Raw genomic sequence first — 14,773 nt, 5'->3', positions numbered from 1 at the left:
GCCGTCGCAAACAGCGCAAGGCTGGCAGCGCCGTTTCGCTAGTGATACACCTCGCGCGCCGAGGCTGACTGACCGCTCGGCCGCAATCCGCGAGACCTTTGGCGCGAGGCTGGAACGTTGAAGAAATACTCGGTATTCGCCATCGCCCGTGAGGCCATGCGCGGCCATAAGGGCTGGGAGGAACAGTGGTCCTCGCCAGAGCCGAAGAAGGAGTACGACGTCATCATCGTCGGCGCCGGCGGCCATGGCCTGGCCACCGCCTATTATCTCGCCACGGTGCACGGCATCACCAATGTCGCGGTGCTGGAAAAGGGCTGGCTCGGCGGCGGCAATACCGGCCGCAACACCACCATCATCCGCTCCAACTATCTCTATGACGAGAGCGCCGGCATCTACGACCATGCGCTGAAACTGTGGGACGGGCTCAGCCAGGAGCTCAACTACAATGTCATGTATTCGCCGCGCGGCGTCATGATGCTGGCCCACAATGTCCACGACATCCAGGTCTTGAAACGCCACGTCCATGCCAACCGCCTGAACGGCATCGACAATGAGTGGCTGACGCCGGAAGCGGCGAAGGAATTCTGCCCGCCGCTCAACATTTCGCGCGATGCCCGCTATCCGGTGATGGGCGCGACCCTGCAGCGTCGCGGCGGCACCGCCCGCCACGATGCCGTCGCCTGGGGCTATGCGCGCGGCGCTTCGGCGCGGGGCGTCCACATCATCCAGAATTGCGAGGTCACCGGCGTCAAGCGAGCGCCGAACGGTGCGGTCACCGGCGTCGAGACGACGCGTGGCTTCATCGGCGCCAAGAAAGTGGGCGTCGTTGCCGCCGGGCATTCGTCCGTCATCATGAACATGGCCGGCGTGCGCATGCCACTGGAAAGCTATCCGCTGCAGGCGCTGGTGTCGGAGCCGGTCAAGCCGGTATTCCCTTGTGTGGTGATGTCGAACACGGTGCACGCCTATATCTCGCAGTCCGACAAGGGCGAGCTGGTCATCGGCGCCGGCACCGACCAGTATGTTTCCTATTCGCAGACCGGCGGCCTGCACATTCTCCAGCACACGCTCGACGCCATCTGCGAGATGTTCCCGATGTTCACGCGCATGAAGATGTTGCGCTCGTGGGGCGGCATCGTCGACGTGACGCCAGACCGCTCGCCGATCCTGGCCAAGACGCCGGTGCCCGGCCTCTATGTCAATTGCGGCTGGGGCACGGGCGGCTTCAAGGCAACGCCGGGCTCCGGCCATGTCTTTGCGCACACCATCGCCAGGGACGATCCGCACACGATCAACGCACCCTTCACCATCGAGCGCTTCCGCACCGGTCGCCTGATCGACGAAGCAGCGGCGGCAGCGGTGGCGCACTGATGATGGCCGAGATGGCTGTTGCGATGCCGTTGATGCTCGCGGGAGAGCAGGGCCTGTTTCATTTTCCCTCGGTCGAAGAGGTGCGCTTGCAGCCGATCAGCCGCGCCGAAAACGAGACCGGATGGCCGTTTTCCGTCGACGCGGGCGTGCTCGCCTGTGTCTGGAGCGGCGGCCAAAAGGTGGTCACCTTCCTGGAAAACAGGCCGACCGATCTTGAGGACGACCAGATGTTCCAGCCGCGCCACGTCATCGTGACCACCGACCCGTTTCAACTCACGATCGGCAACATGGCTGATCGCGACCTTTTCCGCCCGGCGGCAAGTGTCGAGGAACGCATCCGGCTGGTCGCGCCGTTCGCGACGCTGGGCCAGAAGCTTTGCGACCAACCAGCCGGCGCCCATGTCGGCCACGGCGAATTGTAGGAACAAACATGCTTCTCATCCGCTGCCCCTATTGCGAAGAAGAGCGTCCGGAACTCGAATTCCGCAACGCCGGCGAGGCGCATATTGCGCGTTCGGCAGATATGGCCGCGACAAGCGATGACGACTTCGAAAAGTTCTTCTTCATCCGCTCGAATCCCAAAGGCATCATCTATGAGCGCTGGCGGCACATGCATGGCTGCGCGCGGTTCTTCAATGCCGTGCGCGACACCGTCAGCGACAGGTTTCTGATGACCTACAAGGCCGGCGAGCCGAAGCCTGCGAAGCTGCCGGGAGCCTCCAAATGATAGCAGCGTTCCGCATTCCCGGCGCCGGGCGCCTCAAGCAGGCAGAGACGGCCCGCTTCAGCTTCGACGGCCAGTCCTATGCCGGTGTCGAGGGCGATACGCTGGCCTCGGCGCTGCTCGCCAACGGCGTCCATCTGGTCGGCCGCTCGTTCAAATATCACCGGCCTCGCGGATTTCTGTCCGCCGGGGCGGAAGAGCCCAATGCGCTGGTTGAGATCAAGCGCGACGCAGCGCGCAAGACGCCGAATGTCCGCGCCACCGTGCAGGAGCTCTATGACGGGCTGGCGGCGCAGTCGCAGAACCGCTGGCCGTCGCTTTCCTTCGACGTCAGCGCGCTCGGCGACGTCGCCTCGCCGCTGCTTTCGGCCGGCTTCTACTATAAGACCTTCATGTGGCCAAAGTCCGCCTGGAAAAACCTCTACGAGCCGAAGATCAGGGCCGCGGCCGGCCTTGGCGTCGCCCCCGACCAGCCGGATCCCGACCATTATTCGGCGCGCTATGCCCATTGCGACGTGCTGGTGCTGGGCGGAGGTGCCGCAGGCATCGCCGCAGCACTTGCCGCGGCCGAGACCGGCGTGCGCGTCATCCTTGCCGATGAGCAGGCGGATTTCGGCGGCAGCCTGCGCTTCGAGAGCGGCGCCAAGATTGACGGCCAGGACGGTTTTGCCTGGGCGCAAGGTGCAGTCGCCAAGCTCAAGGCCATGGACAATGTCCGCGTGTTGTCCCGCACGACGGCCTTCGGCTATTACGCGCAGAATTTCGTCGGGCTGGTCGAGCGCGTCAGCGACCATCTGCAGAACCCCGGCAGCGATTTGCCGCGCGAGCGGCTGTGGCAGGTCCGCGCCAAGCGCGTCGTGCTGGCGACCGGCGCCATCGAGCGGCACATGGTGTTTGCCGACAACGACCGGCCCGGCATCATGCTGGCTTCGGCCGCGCGTACCTATCTCAACCATTACGGCGTCGCGGTCGGCAGGAATGTCGGCGTCTATACGGCCAATGATTCCGCCTACGCGGCGGCGATCGACCTGAAGAAGGCTGGCGTCAACGTGGCGGCTATCGTCGATTTGCGCGACAACCCGACCGGACCGGTGATCGACGAGGCGAGGGGGCTCGGCATCGAGGTCAATTTCGGCCGCGCGGTGATCCGCGCCGGCGGCAAATTGCGGGTATCGTCGATGACCGTGCAGCCGAAGAACGGCGGCGGCGAGCGCACTATTCCCGTCGACGCGATCCTGATGTCGGCCGGCTGGACGCCGTCGGTGCATCTGTTCTCGCAGTCGCGCGGCAAGGTCGCCTTCAACGACGAGACCAAGCGCTTCGTGCCCGGCACCTATGCGCAGGATTGCGTCTCCGTCGGCGCCTGCAACGGCACGGACGGGCTGTCGGCGACGATCGACGAGGCCTATGCGGCGGGCGCCAAGGCGGCCAAGGATGCGGGCGTCAAGAATGCCGTCGCCAACGCCGCCAAGGGAACCAAGCCGAAGGTCGATGCCAGCGAGAACTGGTCGCGCGGCATGCTGGGTGCGGCGCCCGGCGCGGGTGCGGACACGACGGTAAAGGCCTTCGTCGATTTCCAGAACGACGTCACCGCCAAGGACATCCGCCAGGCCGTGCATGAGGGCATGCACTCTATCGAGCATGTCAAACGCTTCACCACCAACGGCATGGCGACCGACCAGGGCAAGACTTCGAACATGCACGGTCTGGCGATTGCCGCCGAAACGCTGGGCAAGCCGATCCCGCAAGTCGGGCTGACGACATTCCGGGCCCCCTACACTCCAGTGACCTTCGGCTCGATCGTCGGCCATGCGCGGGGAAAATTGTTCGACCCGACCCGCAAGACGGCAATCCATCCCTGGGCCGAGGCTCAGGGTGCCGTCTTCGAGGATGTCGGCCAGTGGAAGCGCGCGTGGTATTTTCCCAGGGCGGGCGAGGACATGCACGCCGCCGTCGATCGCGAGTGTGTCACGGTGCGCAAGACGGCCGGCCTGTTCGACGCCTCGACGCTGGGCAAGATCGAGGTGGTCGGGCCGGATGCGGCCAAGTTCATGGAGCTGCTCTACACCAATCCCTGGGAGAAGCTGGAACCCGGTCGTTGTCGCTATGGCATCATGCTGCGCGAGGACGGTTTCATCTATGACGACGGTGTCGTGGGAAGACTGGCGCCGGACCGTTTCCATGTGACGACGACGACCGGCGGGGCGCCGCGCGTCATGAACCATATGGAGGATTACCTCCAGACCGAGTTCCCGCATCTCAATGTCTGGCTGACCTCGATCACCGAGCAGTGGGCCGTCATTGCCGTGCAGGGGCCGAAGTCTCGGGATATCATCGCGCCGTTGATCGAAGGCATCGACATGTCGGACGAGGCGCTGCCGCATATGTCGGTGCGCGAGGGCAAGATCTGCGGCGTGCCGACAAGGCTGTTCCGCATGTCGTTCACCGGCGAACGCGGCTTCGAGGTCAACGTGCCGGCCGACTACGGCCAAGCGGTCTGGGAAGCGCTGTGGGCCGAGGGCCAGAAGCATGGCGCCACCGCCTACGGCACCGAGGCCATGCACGTGCTGCGCGCCGAAAAGGGTTACATCATCGTCGGCCAGGACACCGACGGCACGGTGACGCCTGGTGACGCCGGTCTCGACTGGGCGGTCGGCAAGAAGAAGACCGATTTCGTCGGTATCAGGGGCATGGCGCGGCCGGACCTTGTCGCCAAGGGCCGCAAGCAGCTTGTCGGCCTGAAAACCAAGGATCCGAAAGTGGTGCTGGAAGAGGGCGCGCAGCTCGTCGCGGATCCGAAGCAGGCGATCCCGATGAAAATGATTGGCCATGTCACCTCGAGCTACTGGTCGCAAAATTGCGGCCGCTCGATCGCGCTGGCTCTGGTTGCCGGCGGCCGCGACCGGATCGGCGAGACGCTTTACGTGCCGATGCCGAACGGGACGATCGAGGTGGAAGTCACCGGCATGGTGTTCTTCGACGAGAAGGGGGAGCGCCTCAATGGCTAAGGCTGCCGCGAAGAAAACTGCCGCTCCCGCCCCATCGGCCGAACGCCGCGCCGCGCTCGCTGGTCAGGAACTTTCCGCCACGGGCGTCAAGCTCGCCGTGATGCCGCCGGCGGAGCGCATTTCGCTGCGCGCGCCGGACGCCTCTGTGGCCGCGCTTTCGAAAGCGCTTGGCGTGACCTTGCCACGAAAGCCGAAAACCTCGGCGGCAAAGGCCGGGCGCACGGCATTGTGGCTTGGGCCGGACGAATGGCTGGTCATCGATGAGGCGGCAAAGGACCCGCTCGCCGACTGCGCCAAGGTTACAGCACTGCATTCGGCGGTTGGCGTCTCGCACCGCAACGTCGCCATATCAGTCACCGGCCCGGCGGCTGCGGCAACAATCAATTCAGGCTGCCCGCAGGATCTGTCGCTCGATGCATTTCCCGTGGGCGCGACGTCACGCACCATTCTGGGTAAGGTCGAGATCGTGCTGTTGCGCACAGCGGCCGACGCTTTCCGGGTCGAATGCTGGCGTTCCTTCTCCGATTATGTCTTTACTTTCCTGTCGGAGGCGGCAGGCGACGCAGCGGCTTAGGAACATTCGCTGCGCCCGGCCGTTTGCCGGAGCAAGTCGAGGGAGAACGTCGATGCCGTCGAAATCCGCGCCGAATCCTCCGGTTCAGAAGACGCCTGCCGTGCGTTCTCTCGAACACGAGCAGCACGAAGGATCGAACGTTGAAGAGGAACTCGAGGAAGGGCTCGAGGATACGTTTCCGGCCAGCGATCCGGTGTCAATCACCGGGACTTCCATTTCCGGCGCTCCCGCGAGGCCCGGCAAGGCCAAGACCGTGGCCGGAATGAAGAAGCGCAGGAAGTAACATCCTTGCACGTCAAGGGGGACGCGCCGCGCTTTAGGGACTAAACCTCAGAACGTGCTCGGCACAATCCACGGATTGATATCGATACCGAGTCTTGGGCCCTTGCTATCGGCCGAGCCGGTCTTGGTCGCCGCGCCTGTCTTCTCGACCGAACCGGTCGCGCCGCAATCGAGCTTGACGTCGGTCCTGGTCTCGGCGCAGGCCGCAGCAGGCGCCTGCTTGGTGTGCTGGCCGGCAAATGCCGCGCTCGAGAACGCCAGCACGGCCGCGAGGGTGAGAACGGTCTTTTTCATCATCTGTCTCCGGTTAAATCTTTTCCGTACATGTACGATGCGACGTACATATACGCCCGGAAGATCGAAGCTTCAAGTCAGAAATCGTACACGTACGATAAAATTTTCGTAAAAGCCAAGATGTCGCAGGGCGCGCCAAAAACCGCTGCACACCCAGGCTCCAGCTGAGGTCAGGCTTTGGAGCGACACGCACAAGGCGCCGGCCGGATCAAATTGCGCGGGAACGCAGGTCGGTCAGCAGTTGGGCGGCGTTTCGGTCAGTGGCGAGACATCTTGCGTCATCAGACCGGCGAGCGTGAAGTCGCACATCCGCTTGACGAAAGCCTGCTGGTCGCCGAACGGGTAGAAAGGAAAAGTGATCAGCAGCGAGATCGTGCCGTGGCCGACCGCCCACAGCATGGTGGCGATGGCGCGCGGATCGCCCTTGAGCTTGCCGGCGGCAACGCAAGCCTCGACCCTTTTGATCAGCACCTTCATCAGCGGGTTGCCCTCTTGCATCTCGGCGAAGGTCCTGCCTTCCGGCGGCTTGACCTTTTCGGTCATGAACACTGTGCGATATTCGTTGGGATTGCCAAGGCCGAAGGCCGCGTATTCGGTCATAACCACCTGCAGCGCCTCGATCGGATCGTCGGCCGGGTGATCCTCGATACGCTTGGCCAGGATCTGGAACGCATCCTCGGCCAGCGCGAACAATATGTCCTGCTTGTCGGCGAAATAAGAGTAGACCGACATCGGCGCATACCCAACGCGTTTGGCCAGCTTGCGGATTGTGAGCCCCTCATAGCCCTCCTCCTGCACGAGCTTGTGCGCCGCATCGACAAGTTCGGAGCGCAGTTCGGCTTTTTGTTTCTCGCGGCGTGTCTGGACGCTGAGCGGCAATTTTCGTCTGCCTTCATCTGTTGGTGGCTGGCTAAATTATATACGCTGTACGGGATCGGACAAGGCGCCGTCAGAATCGGCTGAAGCGTTCCGACACGTCCGTTTCTTCACACGTGAGGTGTTACCCTGACCCAAACGGGCAACATCGGGCTGTTACAAACGACCGATAGTTCGCGGCTCTGCAAGAAATTTCCGTTTTGGGGAGGCCGATATGGCTCCGACTGAGCTTTTGTCCGGCGTGCCGGACGTGGATCCACTTTCTCACGCTGCCAGGCAGGCACTCAGGCGAGTCGTCATGATCGCATGGTTGGCGATCGCACTCGGCTTCGCCATGGAAGCCCTCATTCTGGCTGGCAGATTTGCAGCAGGTTCCTATCCCGCTACCGCCCAGGTCCTGATCGAATTGGCGCAAGGCGTGACATGGGCGTTCTTCGTCTGCGCCGGCGTCAGCCTCGGCACGGCGATCGCCAAGGTACGAGCCTCGCTGGGCGGCCTGATCAGCGCAATCTCGGCGCCGCTGGCGATGGGCATCGCCAAGGGGACGCAAAAGGTCATGGTAAGTGCGCTTGATGCGGCTGCAAAGCCGGCCATCCTCTCGCTCACGACGCTGGGTGTGTTGCGGGCGATCGAATACGGCCTGCTCGGCTGGATACTGGCCTCTCTGGCGTCGAAGGAAGAACCTCGTCCGCTCCATTTCGCGCTGGCAGGCGCCTTGATAGGCGCGGTGTTCGGCGGCGGAATCACGGTGCTGACGATCGAGACGGCCGCGGCGAGGGACGTTGCGCTCGCACTGCCGCAGGCTGTCACAACCGGCCTCAACGAGATCGTGTTCCCGATCGGTTGCTCACTGGTCGTCTATATCGCGCTGCAGATCGGCCGGCACATGAAGTTCATCTCTACCGAGGCTCGTTGAGCTGTTCATGCCGCCTCTGGCTGGCGCTCTATAAGTGTCAGCGTCAGCCAGCGGGCGGTCAGCGCCGGCTTTTTCGAGCCCTCGATCTCGATCGTCACGTCATGTGCGGTCTGCACCCAGCCCGACGGCCTTACCTTGACGTCGGCCAGCACGAAACGGGTGCGGATGCGCGAGCCGGTCTTTACCGGCGCCAGGAAGCGCAGCGAATCGAAGCCATGGTTGACGCCCATCTTGCTGTTTTCGAGCGGCGGCATGGTTTCGAAGGTCATCGCCGACAACAACGAAAGCGACAGGAAGCCGTGCGCGATGGTGCCGCCGAACGGTGTCTCTCGCTTGGCGCGCTCCGGATCGCAATGAATGAACTGGTGGTCGTCGGTGGCATCGGCGAACTGGTCGATCATGCGCTGCGAGACCACCCGCCAAGGCGACACGCCGACTTCCTTGCCGACGCTGGCCAGAAGCACATCGAGACTGATCGGTTCCACGCTGATGTCCTCCATTTCAACCGTCCGGCTCGCGAGCGGCTTCATTCCTTGAACAGTGTCAGCCCATGCTGCACCGACTGCCCGCCATCGATCGGCAGGATGGCGCCGGTGACATAGCTGCCGGCACGGCTGCACAAATAGAGCGTTGCGCCGGCAATGTCATCCGGCGCACCGATGCGACGAAGCGGAACATGATTGCCGACATGGTTGGCCTGTTCCTCGGTCGCGGTGGCGAAGGCGGTCATCCGGCTCTGGAAGGGGCCAGGGGCAAAGGCGTTGACGGTGATGCGGCGGGCAGCGAACTCGATCGCCAAGGTGCGCGTCAGATGGTGAACCGCTGCCTTGGAAGCAGAGTAGGAATAAGCGTCGTCGGCCAGCGGCTGCGTGCCCATCACCGAACCCAGATTGATCACCCGGGCCGGATCGACGTCGCTAGCGGCGGCGTCGAGCAGCGGCAAGAGCTCGCGCGTCAGATGGAAGACGGCGGTGACGTTGACGCCGAACACCTTGGCCCAGGCATGGTAGGGGAAGGTTTCCAGCGGCGCGCCCCAGGAGACGCCGGCATTGTTGACCAGGATGTGCAGCCGCTCGGTCCGAGCCTTGACCTCGGCGACCAGCGCGGCGATGCCGGCCTCGCTAGAGACATCGCCGGCAAAGCCATCGGCCCGGCCGGAGCCGCCGAGGCCGTTCAATTCGGCGGCAACCTTGATGCAATCCTCGCCCTTACGCGAGGCGATCATCACTGTAGCGCCAGCCCTGACCAAAGCGGTCGCCGCCATCCGGCCGATGCCGGTCGCAGCCCCGGTCACCAGCGCCGTCTTGCCGGCAACGGAAAACAGCTCGTCCAGATAGCTCATTGTATTCCTCTCGGCATTTCCTTAGCGCTCTACCTTGCTGCCTGGGCGAACGGGCTCGCGTTGACAAGGCTACCCGAAGTACGGGCATCCTTGCCATGGGTAAAGAGCCTGCTTGGAAGGTAGAGATGATGGCGAGGTTTGGGCGTCGGCGCTACCCTTCGGCCGTGACGTGCCCCCACCCGGACCTGCGGTCCGACCCTCCCCTCAAGGGGGAGGTAAGGCGCTACTCCGCCGGCTCGACATTGGTGTAGGCGGCTTCCTCGAGCTCGCGCTTCAGCCGTGATGCCTCTTCCACCTTGGGTGTGACGAAGCGACCGAGCAGGAGATAGGCGACCGGGGTCAGGAATAGCGTCGAGACGGTGGCCAGACCCAGACCGCCGACGATCACCCAGCCGAGCGCGATACGCGCCTCGGCGCCGGCGCCGCTCGCCAGCACCAGCGGCACGCCGCCGAGCACGGTGCAGATCATCGTCATCATCACCGGCCGCAGCCGGATGGTGGAGGCCTGCTCGATTGCCTCGCGCACGCCAAGCCCGCGATCGCGCAACTGGTTGGCGAACTCGACGATCAGGATGCCGTTCTTGGCCATGACGCCGACCAGCAGCACCAGGCCGATCTGGCTGTAGGCGTTGAGGCTGGTGCCGCTGAGCAAAAGCGCAAAGATCGCGCAGGCAAGGCCGAGCGGCACGGTAGCCATGATGATGATCGCGCTAACGAAGCTTTCGAACTGGGCGGCGAGCACCAGAAGGATGATGACCAGCGAGAAACCGAAGATGGTGATCATGGCGCTGTTGGTCTCGCCCAGCGTCGCCGCCTCGGCCAACGGGACGATGCGGCTGCCCGACGGCAGCAGCGGCGTGGCGATTGCCTCGGCGCGGGTGAGCGCCTGACCGAGCGCGAAATCGCCGCTGAGATTTGAGGTGATCGCTACCGACGGCTGTTGCTGCTCACGGGTCAGCGAGGGCGGCACGGCGCGCTCGGTCAGCGTGGCAATGGTCGACATCGGCACGAAGCGGCCATCGCCCGTCCTCAGGAAGACGTTCTCCAGGTCGGTCGGATCGTTGATCGGGTTGGTCGTCGAGACCAGCTTCACGCCGTAACTGCGGTCGGCGATATAAACGTCGACGACATCGTTGCCGTCGAGCATGGCCTGCATGGTGTCGGCAAGCCCTGATATGTCGATGCCGAGGTCGGAAGCGCGCTCGCGGTCGATGGCCACGGCAAGCTGGGGTTGCGTCGGGTCGACGGAGAGCCGGGGCGACTGGAAGCGGGGATCCTTCTGCATCTCGGCGATGATCTTCACCGCAGCGTCGCCGAGCGCCGCGCGATTGTTGCCAACCAGCGCGAACTGCAGGCCGTTGCCTGCGCCGCGAATGCCGAGGCTGTTGGGCTGCATCGGAAAGACGCGCACGCTCGGCACCTGTTTGGTGAGCCGGCTGATCTCGGCCATGATCTCTTGCTGGCTGCGCGTGCGCTCGTCCCATGGCGCCAGCGTCATCACCATAAAGCCGGCATTGTAGGCGCCGTTCCGGCCAGCGCTCTCGAACGTGTTGCGGATTTCGCCGGAATCGCGCAGCGGCTGGATCAGTTTTTCGATCTTCTGCATCTGCTGCGTCGTGTAGTCGAGGCTGACCCCTTGCGGTGCATCGACGCGCATGAGCACGACGGCACGGTCCTCGGTCGGCGTCAGTTCCTGGCGGATCGTGCCAAACAGCGTGAAGGCGGTGGCTGCAAACAGCAGCGCGACAAGAAGCACGATCCACGGCGCGTCGAGGCAGATGCGCAGGCAGCGCCGGTAGAGAGTGTTCAGCGCGCCGCCGATGCGGGCGCCGATGCCGCTGCCGCCTTCGTGGTGAAGTGGCGCGACTGACAGCATGCGTGAGGCAAGCATCGGACAAAGCGTCAGCGCCACGACGGCGGACAGAAGCACCGATATGGCGAGCACGAACCCGAATTCGCGGAACAGGCCGCCGGTCTGGCCGGGCAGGAAGGAGATCGGCACGAAGACGGCGACCAGCGTCAGCGTGGTAGCGATGACGGCGAAGAACACTTCCTGGGCGCCAAGCACGGCTGCGGCGCGTGGCCCCATGCCTTGGTTGCGTCGTCGCACGATGTTTTCCAAAACGACGATGGCGTCGTCGACGACCAGGCCCGTCGCCAGCACCAGAGCGAGCAGCGTCAATATGTTGACCGAGAAGCCGGCGAGATAGATTGCGGCGATCGTCCCGATCATGGCGACCGGCATTGCGAGGCCCGGAATGAGTGTCGCGCGCCAGTCGAGGAGAAACACGTAGATGACGATCAGCACGATGGAGACGGACAGGCCGAGTGCGATCTCCACCTCATGCACAGCGCCGTTGACGAAGACCGCATCGTCGCTAGTGACCTTGATCGACATGCCCTGAGGCAGATCCGCCTGCAGTTTGTCGACGGCGGCCCTGACGCCGGTCGAAATATCCAGCGTGTTCGATTCCGCCTGGCGGATGATGCCGAGACCGATGCCGGTCTTGCCGTTCGAACGCAATGTGGTCTGGCCGATGTCGGGGCCGAGCGTGACGGTGGCGACGTCGCGGATGCGGGTCGTGCCGCCGATGATGATGTTCTCGAACTCCTCCGGCGTGGTCACGTCCGCCGTCGTGCGCACGATGAGATCCTGGTTGGTCGTGGTGATCGAACCGGCCGGCGAATCGAAGGCAACCGAAGCAAGGGCGGTTCTCAGATCCGCGACCGTGAAGCCAAGGCTCGCCAGCTTGGTCTGGTCGACGTCGATGCGGAAGATCTTGTCGCGGTCGCCATAGACCTGCACGTCGGCAACGCCGGGCACGGCGGCTAGTTCGTCCTCGATCTGGTCCTGGACCAGCACCGTCATGTCCTGCACCGACATAGTGTCGGAGGTGACGGCCAGCCGCATCACCGGCTCGGAATTGGCATCGGCCTTGACGATGCGCGGCGCATCCGCCGTGTCCGGCATCTGGTCGGCGACGCGGCCGACGCCATCGCGCACATCGGAGGCGGCGACGTCGAGGTCGACGCCGTCGTTGAATTCGATGGTGACGCGGCTCGTACCGAAGGACGAGGTGGACGAGATCGACTTCACACCGGAGACGCGGGCGACCGCGCCCTCGATCACGTCGGTCAATTCGCGGTCGACGGTTTCGGACGCGGCGCCTTCAAAGACTGTGTTGACGGTGATGACGGGGCGGTCGACATCCGGCAGTTCGCGGATTTCGACGCCGTAGAAGGCGGCGAGGCCGGCGACCGCGATCAGCGTGTTCAAGACGAAGGCCATCACCGGCCTGCGGATGAATAGCGCGGTAAAGCCTGTATCGCTGGCGGCGTTGTTGGAAGCGGTCATTAGCTGCCGGCGTCCGCGGCGCGCTGTTCTTCGCCGGCGATGCGGACCTCGCCGCCTTCGCTGATGCTCTGGGTGCCTTCGGTCACCACCATATCGCCGCTGACGATCGGGGCGTCGATCAGCACGGTCTCGGTGTTGCGCTGGATGATGCGCACAGGCACCCGCTTGGCCTTGCCGTCCGCGATTGCCCAGACATAGGCACCATCAGAACCCCACTGGATCGCCAGCGGGCTGACGGCCGGATAACTGTCGCCGGGGAATTTCATGGTGATCCGGAAGGACATGCCGGCACGCAGCGAATCGGCGGGATTGGCGATCTTTGCCTTGACCAGAAGGGTACGGCTGGCTTCGTCGATGTGGTTGTCGATGGCAGCAACCGTGCCGGTGTAGGCTTTGTTGGGGTTGGCGATCGGTGTCGCCGATAAGTCCGCGCCGACCTTGACGGCGGCGGCGAAGCGCTCCGGCACCCAGAATTCGACCAGTATGCTGGAGCGGTCGTCGAGGGTGGCGACCGCCGACTGGCTGGTCACATAGTTGCCGGCTGCTATCGGCAGGATGCCGACGACGCCTGATATCGGCGCGACGATCGAGCGGCGCTGCAGGGCCAGTTCCGCATCGCGAAGCGCCAGCTTGGCATTGGCCAGTACCACTTCGGCATCGGCAACGGCGACCGCCGTCGCGGCGTTGGAAGCCCGCAGCGATTTGACCCGGACGAGCCTGGCCTGCGCGTCCTGCAAAGCAACCTTGGCACGATCCTGCGCGATCACCTCGGTGTCGGAATCAAGGGTTGCGATCACCTGCCCCTTTTCGACATGGGCGCCGGCTTCGACCAGGAATTCAACGAGACGGCCGGAACTGTAAGGATTGACCGTCACCGACGCATTGGCGCGGCCGGTGCCGATCGCCTGCAGGCGATCATTGATGATGGCTGCAGCCGCCGGCAATGCGACGATAGTCACCCGCTGGCCGGCGGCGTTGCTGCTGCCTGTTTGCCCGCCGTTATCGACGGCGCCCGTTGGTGGCGTCGCGGCATAAGCCCAGTCGATGCCCCAGCGCGCCAGCACATCCGGCGCGCCTGGAAAAAAGCGAACCCAGGCGGCCGCGGCCGCGACCAGGATTACAAGTGCAAAAACGATCTGTTTCCAGGTGGCCATCGGCGCTCCGGTTGGCAAATATACCGTCTACGGCTCCCAAGGTGAAGTAGACGCGACGGCACACTCCGACACGCAGGATGACTCGTCGATATCAAAGCTTTATGGCAATTCTCCCACTCGCTTGCACATTAAATCGCTGTAACGTTGGAAGGGCGACGCTTGGGTCAAACTGGATCAGCCGGCTGCCGCCAATGGGGTAGTGGGTCAGTTTAACGCCCGGCGATGCAGCGGAAAAAGCGCTTGGTGTGCAGGGTCGGCTTCAGATGTGGCTCCCTTGGCGATCAATCCTCTTCAAGTCGAGCCGCGGAATGAGAAAGTCCAAGAATGCTTTAACCTTTGGGGGCTGAACGCCTCCTCCTGGCTGGATCGCATAGAGGGTCGGTTCGGGCCCTGCCTACTCGGCCTGGGCACGAACCAGTCTTCCAGCGTGAATCTCCCTGTTCGTGCCCGGAACGGCACCCACGCTGCGGTCATCGAGCGAGATGTCTGGAGGACTTGTTGAGGGCCTCAAGTCTGTTGCGCTGCGACGCCCGCTCGGCGGTCCCGTTCTTCGCTGATGGAACTAACAGCCGGGACGAATGGTTCCAGCCGTTCGGTCGCGCCGCCATGCAGATCCGCCGGAACCGTCGGGCTCCAGTCCCCGTTTGCCGTGAATACCCCTTGCAAACCGGACACAGGGCGCTTGATCCTTGAAGTTTCCCGCTTTGTTCCCATATAAGCTGACAGGACTGGAGACGGTTCCGCCGCATGGGACAGGCCAGTTCTTGGCCGTGCGCGGCTAACAGTTCTTCGCAAAAAAGATTGAAATGGTTGTTGACAGTTTGGAGGGGTGCCGACTATATACGCCTCACCAACGAGGGCGGCGCGCCGCTGGCGA

General features: G+C 63.8%; 13 protein-coding genes. 7 read left to right on the top strand and 6 right to left on the bottom strand.

Annotated features, from left to right (window positions below; translation table 11 throughout):
- Positions 1-117: 117 nt before the first annotated feature.
- The 6 genes from NKH73_RS19900 to NKH73_RS19875 are packed head-to-tail and all read left to right on the top strand — an operon-like array spanning position 118 to position 5,960.
- Positions 118-1,371 carry a sarcosine oxidase subunit beta gene (locus NKH73_RS19900; RefSeq protein ID WP_352935168.1) on the top strand — a complete coding sequence of 418 codons (1,254 nt, stop codon included), beginning with the start codon at positions 118-120 and terminating at the stop codon, positions 1,369-1,371.
- Positions 1,371-1,793 (top strand): hypothetical protein, encoded by a 423-nt coding sequence (locus NKH73_RS19895; RefSeq protein WP_352935166.1) that lies wholly within the window; start codon positions 1,371-1,373, stop codon positions 1,791-1,793. The genes NKH73_RS19900 and NKH73_RS19895 overlap by 1 nt, the downstream gene beginning before the upstream one ends.
- Positions 1,794-1,801: 8 nt before the next feature.
- A complete protein-coding gene (locus NKH73_RS19890; RefSeq protein WP_292403913.1) occupies positions 1,802-2,098 on the top strand; it encodes a sarcosine oxidase subunit delta in 297 nt (98 codons plus the stop codon).
- Entirely contained in the window at positions 2,095-5,103 is a 3,009-nt protein-coding gene (locus NKH73_RS19885) for a sarcosine oxidase subunit alpha (protein ID WP_352935163.1), read from the top strand. Before NKH73_RS19890 ends, NKH73_RS19885 begins: the two co-directional genes overlap by 4 nt.
- Positions 5,096-5,677 carry a sarcosine oxidase subunit gamma gene (locus tag NKH73_RS19880; RefSeq protein WP_352935161.1) on the top strand — a complete coding sequence of 194 codons (582 nt, stop codon included), beginning with the start codon at positions 5,096-5,098 and terminating at the stop codon, positions 5,675-5,677. Before NKH73_RS19885 ends, NKH73_RS19880 begins: the two co-directional genes overlap by 8 nt.
- Before the next feature lie 52 nt (positions 5,678-5,729).
- On the top strand, positions 5,730-5,960 hold the full coding sequence (locus NKH73_RS19875) for a hypothetical protein (protein ID WP_352935158.1): 231 nt from the start codon (positions 5,730-5,732) through the stop codon (positions 5,958-5,960).
- 47 nt (positions 5,961-6,007) lie between these two features.
- Here NKH73_RS19875 and NKH73_RS19870 read toward each other — a convergent pair whose 3' ends face one another.
- A complete protein-coding gene (locus NKH73_RS19870) occupies positions 6,008-6,253 on the bottom strand; it encodes a DUF680 domain-containing protein (RefSeq protein ID WP_352935156.1) in 246 nt (81 codons plus the stop codon).
- Positions 6,254-6,487: 234 nt separating this feature from the next.
- A complete protein-coding gene (locus tag NKH73_RS19865) occupies positions 6,488-7,132 on the bottom strand; it encodes a TetR/AcrR family transcriptional regulator (RefSeq protein ID WP_352935154.1) in 645 nt (214 codons plus the stop codon).
- Between the two features lie 295 nt (positions 7,133-7,427).
- Here NKH73_RS19865 and NKH73_RS19860 point away from each other — a divergent pair, with 295 nt between their 5' ends.
- Positions 7,428-8,045, top strand: a complete 618-nt coding sequence (locus tag NKH73_RS19860; protein ID WP_352935152.1) for a hypothetical protein — start codon at positions 7,428-7,430, stop codon at positions 8,043-8,045.
- Between the two features lie 5 nt (positions 8,046-8,050).
- Here the strand turns inward: NKH73_RS19860 and NKH73_RS19855 are convergent, their stop codons facing one another.
- The 4 genes from NKH73_RS19855 to NKH73_RS19840 form a co-directional block, all read right to left on the bottom strand.
- Positions 8,051-8,545 carry a MaoC family dehydratase gene (locus NKH73_RS19855; protein WP_280954153.1) on the bottom strand — a complete coding sequence of 165 codons (495 nt, stop codon included), beginning with the start codon at positions 8,543-8,545 and terminating at the stop codon, positions 8,051-8,053.
- 26 nt (positions 8,546-8,571) lie between these two features.
- Positions 8,572-9,387, bottom strand: coding sequence for an SDR family oxidoreductase (locus NKH73_RS19850; protein ID WP_352935147.1), 816 nt, complete (start codon positions 9,385-9,387; stop codon positions 8,572-8,574).
- A 223-nt stretch (positions 9,388-9,610) separates the two neighbouring features.
- Positions 9,611-12,742, bottom strand: coding sequence for an efflux RND transporter permease subunit (locus NKH73_RS19845; protein ID WP_352935145.1), 3,132 nt, complete (start codon positions 12,740-12,742; stop codon positions 9,611-9,613).
- On the bottom strand, positions 12,742-13,896 hold the full coding sequence (locus tag NKH73_RS19840; protein WP_352935142.1) for an efflux RND transporter periplasmic adaptor subunit: 1,155 nt from the start codon (positions 13,894-13,896) through the stop codon (positions 12,742-12,744). The genes NKH73_RS19845 and NKH73_RS19840 overlap by 1 nt, the downstream gene beginning before the upstream one ends.
- Positions 13,897-14,773: the final 877 nt, after the last annotated feature.

This window comes from Mesorhizobium sp. M0938 (assembly GCF_040319125.1).
Lineage (GTDB): Bacteria > Pseudomonadota > Alphaproteobacteria > Rhizobiales > Rhizobiaceae > Mesorhizobium > Mesorhizobium robiniae.
Note: the sequence above shows the minus strand (reverse complement) of the source record. Positions and strands in the feature narration are given on the sequence as shown.

Excerpts from the sequence above, each read along its gene's own strand:
- NKH73_RS19895 (WP_352935166.1), top strand. The coding sequence starts at position 1,371 with ATGATGGCCGAGATGGCTGTTGCGATGCCGTTGATGCTCGCGGGAGAG.
- NKH73_RS19890 (WP_292403913.1), top strand. The coding sequence starts at position 1,802 with ATGCTTCTCATCCGCTGCCCCTATTGCGAAGAAGAGCGTCCGGAACTC.
- NKH73_RS19885 (WP_352935163.1), top strand. The coding sequence starts at position 2,095 with ATGATAGCAGCGTTCCGCATTCCCGGCGCCGGGCGCCTCAAGCAGGCA.
- NKH73_RS19880 (WP_352935161.1), top strand. The coding sequence starts at position 5,096 with ATGGCTAAGGCTGCCGCGAAGAAAACTGCCGCTCCCGCCCCATCGGCC.
- NKH73_RS19875 (WP_352935158.1), top strand. The coding sequence starts at position 5,730 with ATGCCGTCGAAATCCGCGCCGAATCCTCCGGTTCAGAAGACGCCTGCC.
- NKH73_RS19870 (WP_352935156.1), bottom strand. The coding sequence starts at position 6,253 with ATGAAAAAGACCGTTCTCACCCTCGCGGCCGTGCTGGCGTTCTCGAGC.
- NKH73_RS19860 (WP_352935152.1), top strand. The coding sequence starts at position 7,428 with ATGATCGCATGGTTGGCGATCGCACTCGGCTTCGCCATGGAAGCCCTC.
- NKH73_RS19855 (WP_280954153.1), bottom strand. The coding sequence starts at position 8,545 with ATGGAGGACATCAGCGTGGAACCGATCAGTCTCGATGTGCTTCTGGCC.
- NKH73_RS19850 (WP_352935147.1), bottom strand. The coding sequence starts at position 9,387 with ATGAGCTATCTGGACGAGCTGTTTTCCGTTGCCGGCAAGACGGCGCTG.
- NKH73_RS19845 (WP_352935145.1), bottom strand. The coding sequence starts at position 12,742 with ATGACCGCTTCCAACAACGCCGCCAGCGATACAGGCTTTACCGCGCTA.
- NKH73_RS19840 (WP_352935142.1), bottom strand. The coding sequence starts at position 13,896 with ATGGCCACCTGGAAACAGATCGTTTTTGCACTTGTAATCCTGGTCGCG.